The organism is Bradyrhizobium sp. 134 (assembly GCF_023074155.1).
Classification (GTDB): Bacteria; Pseudomonadota; Alphaproteobacteria; order Rhizobiales; family Xanthobacteraceae; genus Bradyrhizobium.
In genome coordinates, this window is sequence record NZ_JADPKX010000086.1 from 385545 (window position 1) to 403118 (window position 17574).

The 17574-nt window shown below is 63.7% G+C and carries 15 protein-coding genes; 10 read left to right on the forward strand and 5 right to left on the reverse strand.

Annotated features, from left to right (window positions below; all coding sequences use genetic code 11):
• Positions 1–34: 34 nt before the first annotated feature.
• Both IVA75_RS36650 and IVA75_RS36655 read left to right on the forward strand, forming a co-directional pair.
• Complete coding sequence (locus tag IVA75_RS36650; protein WP_247288688.1) at positions 35–370, forward strand: response regulator; 336 nt, start codon at positions 35–37, stop codon at positions 368–370.
• A gap of 533 nt (positions 371–903) precedes the next feature.
• On the forward strand, positions 904–1395 hold the full coding sequence (locus IVA75_RS36655; protein ID WP_027568999.1) for a septal ring lytic transglycosylase RlpA family protein: 492 nt from the start codon (positions 904–906) through the stop codon (positions 1393–1395).
• 156 nt (positions 1396–1551) lie between these two features.
• Here IVA75_RS36655 and IVA75_RS36660 read toward each other — a convergent pair whose 3' ends face one another.
• The 4 genes from IVA75_RS36660 to IVA75_RS36675 all read right to left on the reverse strand — a co-directional run bounded on the left by IVA75_RS36660 (position 1552) and on the right by IVA75_RS36675 (position 6332).
• Positions 1552–3456 (reverse strand): AI-2E family transporter, encoded by a 1905-nt coding sequence (locus IVA75_RS36660; RefSeq protein WP_247289100.1) that lies wholly within the window; start codon positions 3454–3456, stop codon positions 1552–1554.
• A 168-nt stretch (positions 3457–3624) separates the two neighbouring features.
• Positions 3625–3939, reverse strand: coding sequence for a hypothetical protein (locus IVA75_RS36665; protein ID WP_247288689.1), 315 nt, complete (start codon positions 3937–3939; stop codon positions 3625–3627).
• Between the two features lie 146 nt (positions 3940–4085).
• A complete protein-coding gene (locus tag IVA75_RS36670; protein WP_247288691.1) occupies positions 4086–4268 on the reverse strand; it encodes a hypothetical protein in 183 nt (60 codons plus the stop codon).
• A 324-nt stretch (positions 4269–4592) separates the two neighbouring features.
• The gene (locus IVA75_RS36675) at positions 4593–6332 is read right to left on the reverse strand and encodes a HAMP domain-containing methyl-accepting chemotaxis protein (RefSeq protein WP_247288693.1); all 1740 of its coding nucleotides are present in this window, start codon (positions 6330–6332) and stop codon (positions 4593–4595) included.
• Positions 6333–6551: 219 nt separating this feature from the next.
• Between IVA75_RS36675 and IVA75_RS36680 the strand changes: the two genes are divergently transcribed.
• From IVA75_RS36680 to IVA75_RS36695, 4 genes are all read left to right on the forward strand, one after another.
• Positions 6552–7934, forward strand: coding sequence for an ethanolamine ammonia-lyase subunit EutB (locus tag IVA75_RS36680; protein WP_247288695.1), 1383 nt, complete (start codon positions 6552–6554; stop codon positions 7932–7934).
• 152 nt (positions 7935–8086) lie between these two features.
• Positions 8087–9673: a B12-binding domain-containing radical SAM protein gene (locus IVA75_RS36685; RefSeq protein ID WP_247288697.1), complete on the forward strand. Its 1587-nt coding sequence runs from the start codon at positions 8087–8089 to the stop codon at positions 9671–9673.
• A gap of 6 nt (positions 9674–9679) precedes the next feature.
• Positions 9680–10465, forward strand: a complete 786-nt coding sequence (gene eutC / locus IVA75_RS36690; protein WP_247288699.1) for an ethanolamine ammonia-lyase subunit EutC — start codon at positions 9680–9682, stop codon at positions 10463–10465.
• A 206-nt stretch (positions 10466–10671) separates the two neighbouring features.
• Complete coding sequence (locus IVA75_RS36695) at positions 10672–13038, forward strand: MMPL family transporter (protein WP_027569007.1); 2367 nt, start codon at positions 10672–10674, stop codon at positions 13036–13038.
• 123 nt (positions 13039–13161) lie between these two features.
• Here the strand turns inward: IVA75_RS36695 and IVA75_RS36700 are convergent, their stop codons facing one another.
• Positions 13162–13659 (reverse strand): hypothetical protein, encoded by a 498-nt coding sequence (locus tag IVA75_RS36700; RefSeq protein ID WP_027516853.1) that lies wholly within the window; start codon positions 13657–13659, stop codon positions 13162–13164.
• Positions 13660–14119: 460 nt separating this feature from the next.
• On the opposite strand from IVA75_RS36700, the gene IVA75_RS36705 reads away from it, so the two are divergent.
• The 4 genes from IVA75_RS36705 to hpnE all read left to right on the forward strand — a co-directional run bounded on the left by IVA75_RS36705 (position 14120) and on the right by hpnE (position 17514).
• Complete coding sequence (locus IVA75_RS36705; RefSeq protein ID WP_007593627.1) at positions 14120–14353, forward strand: hypothetical protein; 234 nt, start codon at positions 14120–14122, stop codon at positions 14351–14353.
• Positions 14354–14547: 194 nt separating this feature from the next.
• A complete protein-coding gene (gene hpnC / locus IVA75_RS36710; RefSeq protein WP_247288701.1) occupies positions 14548–15432 on the forward strand; it encodes a squalene synthase HpnC in 885 nt (294 codons plus the stop codon).
• Positions 15422–16261, forward strand: a complete 840-nt coding sequence (gene hpnD / locus IVA75_RS36715; RefSeq protein WP_247288703.1) for a presqualene diphosphate synthase HpnD — start codon at positions 15422–15424, stop codon at positions 16259–16261. Before hpnC ends, hpnD begins: the two co-directional genes overlap by 11 nt.
• The gene (hpnE, locus tag IVA75_RS36720; protein WP_247288705.1) at positions 16261–17514 is read left to right on the forward strand and encodes a hydroxysqualene dehydroxylase HpnE; all 1254 of its coding nucleotides are present in this window, start codon (positions 16261–16263) and stop codon (positions 17512–17514) included. Before hpnD ends, hpnE begins: the two co-directional genes overlap by 1 nt.
• The last annotated feature ends 60 nt before the right edge of the window (positions 17515–17574 follow it).

Consider the following 17574-nt stretch of genomic DNA (forward strand, 5'->3'; position numbering starts at 1 on the left):
AGGCCGGCGGCTCCTCGTCGTCGAAGACGAGTACATGATCGCCGCCGACCTGGCCCGTGCGCTGGAAGATCGCGGCGCTGAGGTCATTGGGCCGGCGGGCTCGGTCGAGGACGCCCTGAATCTGGTTGCGGCCGAACAGCGGATAGATGGCGCCGTCCTGGACATCAATCTTCGCGGCGAACGCTCCTATCCGGTTGCCGACGCACTTCGGACGCGCGGGGTGCGGTTCGTGTTCACCACCGGTTATGACGCTTGGGCGATTCCGGATGCTTATGCAGCCGTGCCACGTGTCGAAAAGCCGGTTAACATCAAGGCGCTCAGCGGACTGTTCTCGATCGATCAATCGGACGAGAAACCGCGGACGCTCTAGCCGCGCCCGTTGCGGGGCAAGGCCGCGATCCCACTCCCTGATAGCTGCGTTCCCGGCCTGCAAGATAGGTCGGATGATCGCTTGCCGCATTCGCGCGGCAGCGTAGCAGATTTGCCGTTACAATCCGATCAAGCGGAGCGGGTGATGGAGTAGGGGCGATCTCTTCTTCGTTCGAGAGGGTGCACGCCTGTGCAGCAGTGTATCTGCGTTGATCGCTTCTGCGGAAAGGACGGTCGATGGGAAAGAAGAGAAGGTCGGACAGGCGAGTGGAACAATCAATCTGATTGTGAGCGCCGCGGAACTCATGTGGCCGCGCCATTTCGCCGTGGCCTCTTCTTGTCACGCTGTTGACGCAATGTCCGTCTTAGACGGCGACAACTAAAAACACCGTTTGGAACCATTCTGGTTCCTGCAATGGTTCCGCAGCCGGGGTTGGCTCGACCTGTAAACATCGCGAACCCGAACGCTTCCGCGTTTGCTTGATGATGTTTTGAGGCATCGGAACCGGACAATCGAAAATCACAGGAGATATGATGGTGTTCCGATCCAGCGCCGCAATTTGCGGCGCCGTGGTTGCGCTTGCCGTTTCCGTTACTGTTGCTCGATGCGAAGCCGCTGGAGTTCACTCAAGCGCTGTCGTCAATGTCGCTTCCGGGGAAGCGATCGTCGGCGCGGCGTCCACGTACAATCCGTTCAAGCCGGGCAAAGAGGAGGGCGGCCCGAAGACAGCCTCCGGCGAGCGCTATGATCCCTCAGTCTGGTCGGCCGCCATCAAAACGAGTTTGCGTAAGAAATTCGGTGGAGTCCAGTTTGGCGCGAAGCCGAAATACGCCCTCGTAGAGGCCGTCGGCAAGAAGGTCATCGTCAAGATAAATGACGTGGGACCGCTAAGGCCTGGCCGCATCATCGACCTCAACGAGCGGACGATGCGCCATTTCGATCCGGGCCTGCAGCGCGGGGTCATTCCCGATGTAAAGGTGCGGCCGCTTGCCGGCGGCGATTGGACCCCCGGGCCGGTTGGCTGAACCGTCGCACCAGAAGGTCGCGCAGCACGGTCCTTTGTATGTGACTGAGGGAGTGCCAGGACGCACCGGCCTCGAGCCGGATCCGATGTCGGCAGGAAGGAAGGCCTTTCGGGTTTGCTGCGCGCCTGCAGCAGCCATGTCTCCGCGTATAAACCGCTAGCCGGCCGTGATCTTCGAAATCCGGCCTTCAGCGACTGTGCCAAGGGAGTCCACACCCGTCGCCTCTATGCAGAGTTTAAGCGCCCCGCCCAGAGTTGCAGCAGCCAGATCCGCCTTGGCGCCTTCCCGCAGATTTTCCAGCGCCGCTGGGTCGATGTCCTTCATCCAGCAACCCAGAATGATTGTAGCCTTCGGCAATTTACGGCGAAGCCGTCGCACCGAGTAACGCATATGGGCCGGGCTGCTTGCATCCATATAGACGAGGCAGACAATGGCGACCCCATCGGTCTCCAGCCGGAAGATATTCGCCGTCGACAACGCTTCCGCTGCCTCGACTCTGGCCGACAAGCCATGCGCTCCGGTCAGTTGAGCCAGCATGATCGCAGCGGCTTCGTCGATCGGATTTCGCCCGGCCACGCAGAGCACGGGATGTTCGCCTTGCCATTCAGTGGGCAAGTCCTCCTTGCGCAGCACCCGCAGACCCTCATAAGGCGCATCCTCAGCCACGCCTTCTATGGCAGATGTAGCTTCGACATCTGTGGTCGGGCCGACCTTCGGCGGCGGACGCTCATCCTGCTCCGAAATGTTATTGGCAAATTCCTGGACCGCATCCCTGATTTTAGCCAGCCGGTCGGGATCCAGAGCGCCGCGCTCGGCATCCGCTTGAGCCAGCTGCAGTCCTCGCAAGGCGACTTCGTCGTAATAAGAGCTGAGAGATCGCTCCTTCAAGAACTCCTCGGCTTTTGCAGATGCTTCGGTCGGGTCGCCGGCGAGCATCCGCTGATAGAATATCTCGGGCGGAGAGAGCGCTGGTCGGTCTCCAAACATGACGTCCAGGAACTCCAGGCGCTCGACATGGCGGCCCAGGACGACCAGACACACCGTAAGGGGTGTTGCCAGAACGAGGCCGATCGGACCCCAGAGCGCCGTCCAGAACGTCGCGGAAGCGACAACGGCCACCGGCGACAGTCCGGTGCTGTGTCCATAGACCATCGGCTCCAGCACATGGCCGACGACGGGCTCCACCACCACGAACAGCGCGATCGTCCACAGCAGCATCGTCCAGGTTGGATCGACCGCAACCGCGAGAGCGAGAGGGAAGGCGGCGGCGATGACCGCCCCAATGTAAGGCACGAAGCGCAGCACTGCCGCCAGAATGCCCCACAGGATCGCGCTTGGAACGCCGATCAGCCAGAGACCGATTCCGATGATGATGCCGAAGCCCCCGTTCACGAGAAGCTGGATAAGGAAAAGCCGGCTGAGGCGGCTCGCCGCGTCATCAAGGGCAGCCGTGGTGCGCTGCAGGTCATCCGAACCGGCCAGCCTGATCAGACGATTACGAAGATCCTCGCGCTGAAGCAAAATGAAGATCACGAATATGACGATGATCCCGGTCGTTGCGAGTGGATGAAGCAATGGTGAAATCAGCGTTTGCAAGCTCTCCAGCGCGCCGGGATCGGGCTGAAGCACTTCCACAGGAACGGGCTTCGGCGGGACCGCTTTCGGAGCTGCTATGGTCCCCAACGAATTCGCGGCCTCCTTGGGCTTGTCGAGTTCTTTGCTGAGGTCCTTCAACATGCTGGAAGCCCGCTCGAGCGTGCCCCGACTGGCCGTGGTCTCACGGAAGGATTGGATCTTCTCGCTTATTGTGGACTGATATCGCGGCAAATCGCCGGCCAGCTGGGCGAGTTGGGTAGCGAGCAGACTGCCCATCGCAAATATGAACGCGAAGGCGATCACGACCACGCTCACCACAGCCAAACTGCGTGGAATGCGCAGTCGCTGAACCAGTCGAACCAGAGGCGCCAGCACGAAGCTGAGCAAGACGGCCAGCGCTATCGGAATGATGATCTCGCGACCATAATACAGCACCATGACAATGATCGCGGCGAGAATGGCCATCGCCACGGCGCTCAATAGAGAAATCAGTTCTTCCGGTGTTCGTGCTTTGAATGGCTGCCTGATCACAGCTCCTCGCTAGGCCGGGAAAAGCGGCGAGTTTGTTGACGTCCAGTGAGTTCAAAAAAGCCGCGGATTGCTCCGCGGCTTCTGCATTCACCGGCTCGTATCTCAGTAGCGGTCGGTGCCGATCCCGACGCTCACGCCGGGAGCACGGAAGCCGATGCCGCTGCGCTCTTCATAGCCGCGCCGCTCGATGTAGCGCTCGCGAGGCGCATATCCGTAGGAATCGCGCCCATCGCGGATGATGACACGGCGCTCGCTGCGCTCGCGCCAGCAACGACCATCTTCATTGCAGACCATGCGCACGTTTTGAACGTTGCTGTCCGGAGCGGCATACAGGGTGGGAGACAGCGGGGCTGCAGAAGCAGCGGTCACAAGAAGGGCACTTGCTGCGGCCGTCAGAGCGGCTGTTAAAAATTTCATGGTGTTTCTCCAAAATGTGATGTGTCAGTGAGGCAATAGACTGGGAACCCAATGGTTCCATGGCTGAACAGATATCGTCAGCTGCCGCCACTCTGTTCGCAGGCATCCCGTGCCCGAAAGACAGATCAACTCGCTATGATTGGCGATTATGACTTGGAAGATGGGATTGCGGAGAGAGCCATCGCGCGCTCTCTATGAAGATCGGCTTCGAGATCCTGGACGATGTCGTGGAGCAGAACGGCGGCAAGCGGATCGGTCACCTCTCGCTCCAACGCCCGGTAGCGCAAGATCAGGACCTCCTGTTCGTCGAATTGGCCGTCTGCAGACATGCTGTAATTCCCTCCGCATACCGACGCAGAGGCGGCTGGATAGTTTCGCTAAAAGTTCTGGATCATTGTCTATGGGGCATCAAGCGACGAGAGGCGGCCTCAGCCGGCCTTCGGCTTTCCACGATCTGCCGGCCCCCAGCGCGGAAAGCTCCAACACTGACATCATGCCCCTGTTTTGCCCGACGGAGCAAATGGATTCGCAAAATCCGCAAAAGATAACGCCGATGGCCAAGCCTTTGAAATCGCTGTCCCCGGCTACTGTGCATGGGGTTGTTTTCGCGTTTTATTAATAGAGCGACCCCAGCGCCGCCGGTGGACGTCCCGTCATCCGGCCTTGGCGATGCGGCCGTCCGCTGCGCCCGAGCGCAGGTTCTGGAAGAACTTCTCCACCTCGCGCGACAGCGTCTCCGCCGTCTCGGTCACGCTGCTCGCAGCCGTCAGCACCGAGGAGGCCGCCGTATCGGTCTCGCCGATGGCATCGCGGAGCGAGCTGATGTTGGCGACCAGGGTCTCGTTGCCTTGGGCAGCCGATTGCGCGTTGGACGAGATCTCGCGCGTGGCGGCGTCCTGCTGGCCGATGGCTCCGGCGATCGCCGAGGTGACGTCGTTGATCTCGCGCACCGCGCCGCCGATCTCGCGGACGGCGTCGACCGCGTTGCGGGTCGAGGACTGGATCATCGAGACGTTCTCGCTGATGTCGGCGGTAGCTTTCGCGGTCTGCCCTGCGAGTGCCTTGACTTCGTGTGCGACGACGGCGAAGCCGCGACCGGCATCGCCGGCGCGCGCGGCCTCGATGGTGGCATTGAGCGCGAGCAGATTGGTCTGCTCGGCGATCGCCTGGATCAGGCTGAGCACGCCGTCGATGCGTTGCGTGGCTGCAGCCAGGCTCTCGATCTCGGCGATCGATTTCTCGGTGCGCTGGCCGGTCTGCTCGACCGCGCTGGCGGATTGCCGCACCTGCCGGCCGATCTCCACCACCGACGCCGACAGTTCCTCGGCCGCGCCTGCCACCGCCGTGACGTTGTGCGAAGCCTGCTCGGTGGCGTTCGCTGCCGTGCCGGCGCGGCTGCTCGCGTCCGCGGTGACGCGGGTGATGGTCTGCGCTGTCTCGCGCATCACGGAGGCGTTGTCGCTGAGGCCGCGCATGATCGCGCCGATCGCCTCGCGAAACGCGTCGACGGATTGTTCGATGTGGCGGGCGCGCTCTTCGCGCGCGGCGGAGTCCTGCGAGACCTGTGAGGCGAGGTTGCGGTTACGCGCCATCGCCTCCTGGAAGATCTGGATCGCGCGTGCCAGTGCGCCGATCTCGTCGGCGCGCTGGCTGTGGGGCACCACGACGTTCTCGGCGCCGTCAGCGACCTGCTTGATGGTCGCGGTGATGGCGGAGAGGGGGCGTGCGATCGAGCGGGCGATGATGACGATGCCGATCACGACGAGCGCGAGCGCCACACCGGCGAGGCAGGTCAGGACGAGGGACAGGATGCGATTGGTCTCGGTCTCGTGCGCGATTTGCCTGGCGCGCTCGGCATAGACCTTGGACAGCCCCTCGAGATCCTTGTTCAGCGCCGAACGCACGGTGCGGTTGGCGTCGTTGTCGCCCCATTCGCGACCCGCGGCCGCATTGATCTCGACGCCGCGGCGCACCAGCTCCTTGCGAAACTCGACGAACTGCTCGATGCGCTTCTTGAAGGTGGCGAACTGCTCGGCATCGTCAGCCTTGACGATGGTCTCCCAGCGCTTCACGACGTCAAGGATCTGGGCGTTGAACTTGAGCAGGCCGTCGCCGTATTTCTTCACCACGGCCGGTTCAGTCGACATGTAGACGCCGCGCGATTCCATCACGACCGCATAGACCAGCGAGTTGACCCGCTCGACGTTCAGCGCGGCGGCGTTCGCAGTCTCGATCGCGCTCGTCAGGTCGGCACCGCGGCGGCTGTTGTAATCGGACAGCATCGCGATCGCGGCCGTGAGCAACGCGAACAGCGCGAAGATGGCGTAGAGCTTGTTGGCAAGCGTGAAGCGGCCGGCGAGGCCGGTGGCATTCCCAGGTCGGTCAGTTGTCATGGTTTCAGGGGCCCGAATGGCCGGGAGCGGCCGGAGAGCGCGGTCGTGCAAATTATTGCAAAACTATGCAGAATGAAGATGGACGCGGCGTTAACGCCGGGTTTCGCCCCCTTTGCCCTCGGCCGAAAGAAAGGTAGATATTTCAGCGTCTTGATCTGAAGGTATAGTCTTGGGATCGCCCTGGAGTCGGCCTCTGGCCGACGAACCCCGGAGAGACCTTTGGTCTACCGCCACACCATCGACGCCACGACCTACACATTCCCGGATTTGCGCGACCTGCTCGCCAAGGCGACGCCGCCGCGCTCCGGCGACCGGCTGGCCGGGATCGCCGCCGCCAGTGCCGAACAGATGATCGCGGCGCGGATGGCGCTGGCCGACGTCCCGCTTGGGCAGTTCTTGCAGGAAGCCGTCATCCCCTATGAGACGGACGAGGTCACCCGCCTCGTCATCGACAGCCACGACGCCAAGGCGTTCGCGCCGGTGGCTTCGCTGACGGTCGGTGCATTTCGCGACTGGCTGCTGTCGGACGGCGCAACGCCCGAAATCTTGCGCAAGCTGGCCGGCGGCATCACCCCTGAGATGGCCGCCGCGGTCTCGAAGCTGATGCGCAACCAGGATCTGATCCTGGCGGCGCGGAAATGCGAGGTCACCACCGCTTTCCGCAACACCATCGGCCTGAAGGGCCGGATGAGCACCCGGCTCCAGCCCAACCATCCCTTCGACGACGCCAGGGGCATCACCGCCTCCATCGTCGACGGCATCCTGCTCGGCGCCGGCGATGCCTGCATCGGCATCAACCCGGCGAGCGACGACCCGGCCGTGATCGGCCAATTGCTGCGGCTGCTCGACGAGATCATCGCGCGGCTGAAGATCCCGACCCAGGCCTGCGTGCTGACCCATGTCACCACGACGCTGTCGCTGATCGGGCAGGGGGCGCCGGTCGACCTCGTGTTCCAGTCGGTCGCCGGCACTGAGGCTGCCAACCGCAGTTTTGGCATCGACCTTGCGCTTCTGAAGGAGGCGCAGGAGGCCGGGCTGTCGCAGAAGCGCGGTACGGTTGGCCAGAACGTGATGTATTTCGAAACCGGGCAAGGCTCGGCGCTGTCGGCCAATGCCCATCACGGCGTCGACCAGCAGACCTGCGAGGCGCGCGCCTATGCGGTCGCCCGCGCCTTTGCGCCCCTCCTGGTCAACAGCGTGGTCGGCTTCATCGGCCCGGAATATCTCTACGACGGCAAGGAAATCATCCGGGCCGGGCTGGAAGATCACTTTTGCGGCAAGCTGCTCGGCCTGCCGCTCGGCATCGACATCTGCTACACCAATCACGCCGAGGCGGACCAGGACGACATGGACAATCTGCTGACGCTGCTGGCGGCCGCCGGCGTCACCTTCATCATGGGCGTTCCCGGCGCCGATGACGTCATGCTGAACTATCAGTCCACATCTTTTCACGACGCGCTCTACGTCCGCGACGTCTTCGGACTGCGCCGCGCACCGGAATTCGACGACTGGCTGGTGCGGTCCGGCATTGCGGGCCCAGATTTCCGTCTTGCCGGCGATGCAGGCCTGCTGCCCGATTTTGCGTCACGGCTGATCGCGTGACTCGGCGGAGGCACCCGGCGACCCGAGGAAACCATTGGTGCCCTAGGGAATTAGGCTCATGCCACAATATTGAGAAATTCCGGCGGCAGCATTACGCTATGTGTCTGTCTGGCAATTTCCGCGGCTAAGTCGAGCGTGGCGGGGGAGCTTTGATGCGAGCTGAAAGTAACGGGACGTCCCGGCGGATTCTCTGCGTGTTTCCGCGATACACATCGTCGTTCGGGACGTTCGAGCATTCCTACCCCCTGACCGATGGCGTCCGCGCCTTCATGCCGCCGCAGGGACTTTTGCTGCTCGCGGCCTATTTGCCCAAGGAATGGCAGGTCAAATTCGTCGACGAGAACCTTCGCCGCGCGACAAGGGAAGAGTTCGAGTGGGCGGAGGCGGTCTTCGTCAGCGGCATGCACATCCAGCGCCAGCAGATGAACGATATCTGCCGCCGCGCCCACGAGTTCGATCTGCCCGTCGCGCTCGGCGGTCCCTCCGTCAGCGCCTGCCCGGATTACTATCCGTCCTTCGATTATCTCCATGTCGGCGAACTCGGCGACGCCACCGATCAGCTGCTCGAAATCTTGTCGCGCGATACCTCGCGTCCGGAAGCGCAGGTGGTGCTGACCACCAAGGACCGCGTGCCGATGACGGAGTTTCCGATCCCGGCCTACGAGCTCGCCGACGTGAAGAAGTACTTCCTCGGCAGCATCCAGTATTCCAGCGGCTGTCCCTATCAGTGCGAGTTCTGCGACATCCCCGGCCTCTACGGCCGCAATCCGCGCCTCAAATCGCCGGAGCAGATCATCGCCGAGCTCGACCGCCTGCGCGAATGCGGCATGACCGACACGGTCTATTTCGTCGACGACAATTTCATCGGCAACCGCAAGGCGGCGCTGGACCTCCTGCCGCATCTGATCGAATGGCAGAAGAGGACCGGCTACATGGTGCGGCTCGCCTGCGAGGCGACGCTCAACATCGCCAAGCGGCCGGAAATCCTCGAGAAGATGCGCGAGGCCTATTTCGTCACCATCTTCTGCGGCATCGAGACGCCCGACCCCGATGCGCTGAAGGCGATGCACAAGGACCACAATATGATGGTCCCGATCCTCGAGGGCGTGCAAACCATCAACTCCTACGGCATGGAGGTCGTGTCCGGCATCATCATGGGGCTCGACACCGACAAGCCGAACACTTCGGAGGCGCTGCTCGCCTTCGTCGAGGACTCCCGAATTCCGCTGCTCACGATCAACCTGCTTCAAGCCCTGCCGAAGACGCCGCTGTGGGACCGTCTTGAGCGCGAGGGACGCCTGGTCGAGGACGACGGCCGCGATTCCAATGTCAACTTCCTGCTGCCCTACGACGACGTCATCGCGTCCTGGAAGCACGCCATGGCCGTCGCCTACGAGCCCGAGAAGGTCTACGCGCGCTTCCAGTATCAATGCGACCACGTTTACGTGCACCGCCTGAAGATGCCGACGCCGGATGAGATGAAGACTTGGCCCAACATCAGGCGCGGCCTCGTCATGCTGCGAAACATCTTCTGGAAGGTCGGCGTGCTCGGCGACTACAAGCGCGTGTTCTGGAAGTTCGCGCTGGGCCGCATCAAGCGCGGCGATCTCGAAGGCCTGATTGGCTGCACCCTGATCGCGCACCATCTCATCACCTTTGCGCGGGCGGCCTCGACCGGCCAGCAAAATGCCTCGAACTATTCGATCCGGCTACGCGAGGCTTCCGTCCCCGCCGAATGATGCGACATGTCTGATCCGGCCACCCCGCGTCGCCCGACCCTCGATCTGCGGTCGCTCACGCCTGCGCGCGTCGCGCTCGGGCGCAGCGGCGCGAGCCTGCCGACGCGGGCACTGCTCGATTTCACGCTGGACCATGCCCGCGCCCGCGATGCCGTGCATGCCGTCTTCGATGCGCCGCGGCTGGTTGCGGATCTCCGCGCGCTTGGCCTCGTCGTCACCGAGGCGAACAGCCGGGCGGTCGATCGCAGGGACTATCTGCGGCGGCCCGACCTGGGCAGACGGCTCGATGCCGGATCAGTCGAGGCTCTGGCGCGGAGCGCCTCGGAACCGTGCCAACTCGCGGTCGTGATTGGCGATGGGCTGTCAGCGGCGGCGGTCCACGCCCATGCGGTCGCGCTGCTGATGCGTCTGCTGCCGTTGCTCGCAGCCGGCGATGGTGTCGCGATCGGCCATGTCGTCGTCGCCTCAGGCGCGCGCGTCGCGCTCGGCGACGAGATCGGCGCCATTCTCGGCGCGCGCATGGTCGCGACGCTGATCGGCGAGCGGCCGGGCCTGTCGGCGCCCGACAGTCTCGGCGCCTATCTGACTTTCGCCCCGAAGCCGGGCCGCACCGATGCCGAGCGCAACTGCGTGTCGAACATCCACAAGGCCGGGTTGAGCTATGACGAGGCGGCCTTCAAGATCGCCTGGCTGGTCCGCGAGGGGCTCGCGCGGGAAGTGAGCGGTGTGGCGCTGAAGGACGAGAGCGCGGACCGTGCGCCGCGTCGAATTGGCACGGCTTTGCCCGAATGAAGGGCATTAAGGCAAAATCGCCACATCTTGATCGATTCGGCCACACTCCGCCTGCTTGCGAGAAGGGTGATTGACCTGCTAAACCCCTCGCGGCGATTTTCTGCGCATTTTCAAAGGGCAAGCCTCCCATTGGTATGGCATTTTCAAGCCGTTCGCGGGGCGCGACAAGCTCACAGACCCGAGCCGATTTAGGAACTGGACAAGGCATGCTCGAAAAGCACAGCGAGAGTGAGGTTCATGTCGACAAGGTCGAGCAGGGGCCTGCGTCCTCCATCGCCTTCGGGCTGGAGCGCATTGGGCTGATCGCCGTCCGGGCGCCCATCGTCTCCTGCATCGTCCTGCTCGTGCTGATCGTCGGCGCCGTGTTCGGCATCCACCGCATCAAGATCGACGATTCGCTGTCGCAGCTGTTCCGGTCCAACACGCCGGAATTCCGCCAGTACGAAGCGGTGACCAAGAAGTTCCCGGCCGAGGAATTCGACGTTCTCGTCGTAGTCGAGGGCAAGACCCTGCTGGCGCGGAACAACCTCGAGAAGCTGCGCGACTTCGTCACCGACATGCAGCTGGTCGAGGGGACGCGCGGACTGGTCTCGCTATTCTCCGCGCGTCAGGCGCCGGCGCCGGGCAAGCTTCCCGCCGCGCTGTTCCCGCCCGAGCTGCCCGAGGGCGCGGCCTATGACAAGTTCATCGAGGGCGTCAAAGCCAACGAGATCATCCGCGGCAAGCTGTTGTCGGAGGACGGCACGCTGGCGCTGATCGTGCTGTCGCTCGATCCGGAGGTGGTCGCCTCCAATAAGCTGACCAAGACCGTCGCCGACATCCGCGCGCTGATGAAGGAAGACCTCGGCGACACCGGGCTCAACGTGCAGCTTTCCGGCGTGCCGGTGATGCAGCTCGAGATCCGCAACGCCGTCGAGCGCGACGGGCTCACCTACAACATCCTCGGCATTCTCGCCGGCTGTGTCATCGCCATCATCTTCTTTCGCAAGATATCGTTCATGGTGGCGGCGGCGTTCCCGCCGATGATCGCGATCCTGCTGGCGCTCGGCGCGCTCGGCTGGGCCAATTTCAATCTCAACATGTTCCTGAACGTGATGACGCCGCTCATCATGGTCATCAGCTTCTCGGACTCGATGCAGCTCACCTTCGCCGCGCGCGACCGGCTGATCGCGGGCCAGGACAAGTTCACCGCATTCAAGAACGCGGTGCTGGTGGTGGGACCGGCGTGCGTGCTGACGCACGGCACCGCCGGCATTTCCTTTATCGCGCTCCAGTTCTCCGACTCCGATCTGATCCGCAAGTTCGGCGAGGCGGGTCTCGCCGCCACCATCATCGCGCTGGTCGCGGTGTTGTCGCTGGTGCCGGTGTTCGGCGTGCTGTTGGTGCGCAACGAGAAGGTCTTTGCGACCAAGTTCCAGACTGCGGATGCCGGCGTGCAGGCGCTGCGTAATTTCTGCTACTGGATCGCGGTGCGCATGGTGGGCCGTCCCGGCCTGTTCAGCCTGATCGCCGTGGTGTTCGTGGCGGGCCTCGGCGTCATCTACGCCAATCTGGAGCCGCGCTACCGGCTCGCCGACCAGGTGCCGGACAAGCGCCAGGCGGTCGCTGCCAGCGACCGGCTCGACGCCAAGCTCACCGGCGCCAACCCGGTCAACGTTCTGATCCAGTTCCCCAAGGGTGAATCGCTCTATTCGCCGGAGACGCTGCAGACCATCGCTGACGTGCACGCGACGGTGGAGAAGGCAGCCGGTGTCGGCAATGTCTGGTCGGTTGAGACCCTGCGCCGCTGGCTCGCGGACAAGGCCGGCAGCGCCGACGTCGCGACCTTGAAGGAATATGTCAGCGTCATTCCGGAGCATCTGGTGCGCCGGTTCATCGATGCCGAGCAGGACGCCGTCGTGGTCGCAGGTCGCGTGCCGGACAAGGATTCCAGCCAGCTCCTGCCGATCGTCGACAAGCTCGATTCCGAGCTCGACGCCGTCCGCAAGAAGCATCCCGGCTATGAAGTGGCGGTCACGGGTCTTGCCGCGATTGCCGCGCGCAACTCGGCCGGCATGATCGAGAAGCTCAACCGCGGGCTCACCGTCGAATTCGCGCTGGTCGCGATCTTCATCGGCCTGGCCTTCCGGTCCTGGGTGGTGATGTTCGCCTGCATCCTGCCGGGCATCTTCCCCGTCGTGATGTCGGGAACGGTGCTGTGGGCGATGGGTGAGGGACTGCAATTCGCCAGTGTCGTGGCTCTGACCGTTTCGTTCGGCCTGGGCTTAAGCGCCACCATCCACTTCCTCAACCGCCTCAGGCTCGAGAGCAAGCCGGGCGTCGGCTCGGCGCTCGCGGTGGAGCGCGCGACCGTGCTGGTGGGCCCGGCATTGATCCTGACCACGCTGGTGCTCGCCTGCGGTCTCGTCGTCACGGTGTTCTCCGACCTGCCGTCGCTACGGCTGTTCGGCTGGCTCAGCGCCTTCTCGATGGTGATGGCGCTCGTCGCCGATCTCTTCATCCTGCGGCCGACGGCGATGTGGCTGATCAATCTGCACGCCAAGCTTCAGGGCACCGACAAGCCGGCGATCTGAGCGGTTTCATTCATCAGACATGAAATCGGTGCGGTCCGGGGCGATTGCGCCGCGTCTCCGAAAAACAACAAAGCCCCGGTTCGCGAGAACCGGGGCTTGCTGCTTTCGAAGCGGTAAGAGCTGTCAGCCCTTCGTCATCGTGATGTTGACGCCGCGAATCTCGCCCTTGGATGAGATCTGCACCGTTTGCTTGGTGCCATTGGTGCGCAGCGACAGATTGGCGGCAAAGCCGTTGGCCTCGACGAACACCTCGATCTGGCCGCCACCGGCGGTGCCCTGGAGATTGCCGAAGATGTTGCGGTTGGTCTCGCTCCAATTGCCGGAGATCCGCTCGCCCTGGCTGGTCACGTCGCTGGTGAGGTCGAACTTGTAGCTGTCGGACGCGCAGTGCAGCGCCTGCTTGAGGCTGAGACCGGTGCCGGCAACCTTGTAGTCGGCCTTGCAGCGGATGCGCTCGGTGGAGCCGTCGGACAGCGACACCGTACCCGTGCCGGTCCACGCGCCCTCGAAACCTGCAAACGGTCCGGACGACTGAGCCTGACTTGTCGAAACCGAGAAGAGCAGCACTGCGCCGATGCCGGCCGCCTTGATTGCCAGTTCAGATCGCCCAAAGAATTTCATCTTCAAAATATCCCGTTTTCGAACGACGTCCGCTTGTCACCAAGGACGTCTCGCCACATCGAAGGTTTAGTGTTCCGAGCCTGTGTCAGGTTCAATGGCCGGCCGCCCACATGTCGGCATCGCGAAGCGCACTTTCCATAGTTGGCGTCGGATTCTCTGCGTTTCGGCATGTTTCTGGCGCCCAAGGAGGGATGGAGAGATGCAGCTCTGCAACAGGTGCGCAGCAAAACGCGGCGCACGTGGATTATGACGTAGTATCAGTCTCTTACATTTGCCAGAGAAGGCGCAGGGAAGACCTGATTTGGTGGACGTGGCGCCAATTTGGCCGCATTTGCCAGTGCTTGTGCCTTCTCCGAGGCCGCTACTCCCGCGGCGACTTGCCATCAGAACAATCCGTTCCGGTCGTCGCCCAGTGCCGCCCGGGATAGGTGCGATTCTGCCGTCAGAATGAAGGAATACAATGCGTAAGCTTCTCGTCGCTCTCACCTTGCTGTCGGCCTCCCTCTCGACCGCAGCGTTCGCCCAGCAAGGGCGCGGCACCGACGCCGAGCAGAAGGCCTGCTCGCGCGATGTGCAGAAGCTCTGCCGTCCGGTCATCGACCAGGGCGATTTCACCATCCTGGCCTGCCTCAAGGAGAACCGGGCCAAGATCTCGCAGGCCTGCGACCAGGTCCTGAAGAACCACAACCAGTAAGCTCGGCCACTGGCCCACAAAAAGGCGGCCCCGGGGCCGCCTTTTCGGACCTGATCCGCGAAGGGCAGCCATCGAGAGACAGGATTGGTTTTGCGGCCGTATTCCCCTATATGGGGGCCGCGGCGGCATCGCCGGCACGGGCTAGCGCGAGCGAAAAAGCCCTTCCTGTCCAAACGATTGTAGACCAGCCCTCGATGACCTCTGCGAGCGAATTGCGATCCGGCAAGGGTGAGCGCGACGAGAATTTTCCCGTCGCGTCCTGGATCATTCATCCGCGTCATCGCGCGCTAATCCTGGCGTATTACAATTTCGTCCGCACCGCCGACGACATCGCCGACCACGCCACGCTGCCGCCGGACGAGAAGCTCGCTTATCTCGACCTGCTCGAGGCGGAATTGCTCGGCACGGGCGACACCCAGGCCGAGGCCGTCAGATTGCGGCACGCACTGGCCGAACGCGGCATGGCGCCGCGCCACGCGCTCGACGTGCTCATCGCGTTCCGTATGGACGTGACCAAGTTGCGCTACGAGAATTGGGACGAGGTCATCCATTATTGCCGCTACTCGGCGATGCCGGTCGGCCGCTTCATGCTCGACGTCCATGGTGAGAGCACCTCGACCTGGGCTGCGTCGGATGCGCTCTGCGCAGCGCTGCAGATCAACAACCACCTTCAGGATTGCGGCAAGGATTTCCGCGAGCTCAACCGCGTCTATCTGCCGCGCGACGCGTTGGCCGCGAGTGGCGCCTCGGTCGAGCAGCTCGGACTGGCGCAGTCGCCGCCGGCGATGCTGGCCTGCCTTCAGGCTCTCGCCGTGCGCAATGAAGCGCTGCTGGACGAGGGCAGGTCGCTCAGCGCGGAAATCAGGGATTTCCGCCTCGGCGTCGAGGTCTCGGTGATCCAGGCCTATGCCGACCGCATCGTGCGCCTCTTGAAGGTGCGCGATCCCTTGCGCGAGCGCGTGCACCTGAACAAGCTCGAGCTCCTCACCTTCAGCCTCGCCGGCATGATCGGCGAAGTCGGCCGCCGCGCGGTCGGACGCAAGGCCATTTCCAGACCGGGGGCTGCACATGACGCTTGAGGCGACCTCGCCCAGCGCCAATTATGGCTCGACCGCATCCGGCAGTTCGTTCTACGCCGCGATGCGCATCTTGCCGCACGACCAGCGCGAAGCGATGTTCCAGATCTACAGCTTCTGCCGGCAGGTCGACGACATCGCCGATTCCGACGGTCCGCGCGACGAGCGGCTCGCCGCGCTTCAGGCGTGGCGCAACGACATCGATGCGCTCTACCAGGGCAATCCGCCGCCGCGGCTGAAGGACTACGTCGCCTCGGTGAAGACCTTCGGCCTCAAGCGCGAGGATTTCCTCGCGATCGTCGACGGCATGGAGATGGACGTGCCGCAGGACATCCGCGCGCCCGACATGGCGACGCTGGATCTCTATTGCGATCGCGTCGCGAGCGCCGTGGGGCGGTTGTCGGTCCGGGTCTTCGGCCTGCCGGAAGAAGACGGCATCGAGCTCGCCCATCATCTCGGCCGCGCGCTCCAGCTCACCAACATCCTGCGCGACATCGACGAGGACGCGGGCCTCGGCCGGCTCTATCTGCCGCGCGAAGCGCTGCTGCATGCCGGCATCACCTCCAACGATCCGGACCGCGTGATCGTCGAGCGCGCGCTGCCGAAGGTCTGCCTGCCGCTGGCGCAGCGCGCAAAGGTGCATTTCGAGAAGTCGGACGAGATCATGAACCGCAACCGCCGCCGCGCGGTGCGCGCGCCGCGGATGATGTCGAAATACTATCATGCCATTCTGGATCTCCTGATCGCGCGCGGGTTCAACGCGCCGCGCGAACCGGTGCGTGTGTCGAAGGTCACACGCATCGCCATTCTGCTCCGTTACGCTCTCATCTGATGCAAAAAACAGCTCACATCATCGGTGCTGGAATCTCCGGCCTTTCCGCCGCTGTGCGGCTTGCCAGTGCCGGCTTCAAGGTCGCCGTGCACGAAGCGACGCAGCAGGCCGGCGGCCGTTGCCGTTCCTATTTCGACGGCGCCACCAATCTCACCATCGACAACGGCAACCATCTGCTGCTGTCCGGCAATAGCCATGCGCGCGCCTATGCGCGTTCGATCGGCACCGAGGCGGGCCTCGTCGGTCCGGAGCGCGCGCAGTTTCCCTTCGTCGATCTCAAGACCGGGCAGCGCTGGCAGATCGACCTCGGCGACGGCCGGCTCCCGACCTGGGTGCTCGACGAGAGCCGCCGCGTCCCCGACACCGGGCTGACCGATTATCTGAAGCTGGCGCCGCTGATCTGGGCCTCGGAAGAGACGCTGGTCGGCAAGTCCATTCCCTGCGAGGGCGTCCTCTATCAGCGCCTGGTGCAGCCGCTGCTGCTCGCGGCGCTCAACGTTGATCCCCCCGAAGGCTCGGCGGGGCTTGCCGGCGCGATCGTGCGCGAGACGCTGCTCGCCGGCGGGCAGGCCTGCCGTCCCCTGATCGCGCGCGACGGGCTCAGCGCGGTACTGATCGAGCCTGCCGTGACGTTCCTGCAGGAGCGCGGGCACAGCGTTCAGCTCGGCCATGAGCTGCGCTCGTTTGCGACCCATGGCGGCAAGGTCGGCGCGCTGAATTTCGGCGGCGAGGATGTGATCCAGATCGGCGCGGGCGATGTCGTCGTGATGGCGGTGCCGCCGCGCGCTGCCTCCAACCTGCTGCCGGGCCTGAAGACGCCGACCGAATTCCGCGCCATCGTGAATGCGCATTTCCGCGTCGAGCCGCCGGCGGGATCTGCTCCGATCCTCGGCGTGATCGGCGGCGTCGTGGAATGGCTGTTTGCGTTCCCGAACCGGCTGTCCGTCACCATCAGCAACGGCGACCGCCTGGTCGACATGCCGCGCGAGGAACTCGCGCAGGCGATCTGGAACGACGTCTGCGAGGCGGGCGGTGTTTCCGGCGAGCTGCCCCCCTGGCAGATCGTGCGCGAGCGCCGCGCCACATTTGCGGCGACGCCGGCGCAGAATGCCCTGCGTCCAGGGCCGGTCACTGCGCTGAAAAACCTGTTTCTTGCAGGCGATTGGACTGCTACGGGATTGCCTGCAACCATCGAGGGATCGGTCCGATCCGGTGATCGCGCCGCCGATCTGGTTCTGGCCGCCAAGGGATAGTGACAGGCGGCCCTGACGGGCATTTGTCCCGGTCAATTTCGGCCCATTCAATCGACTATC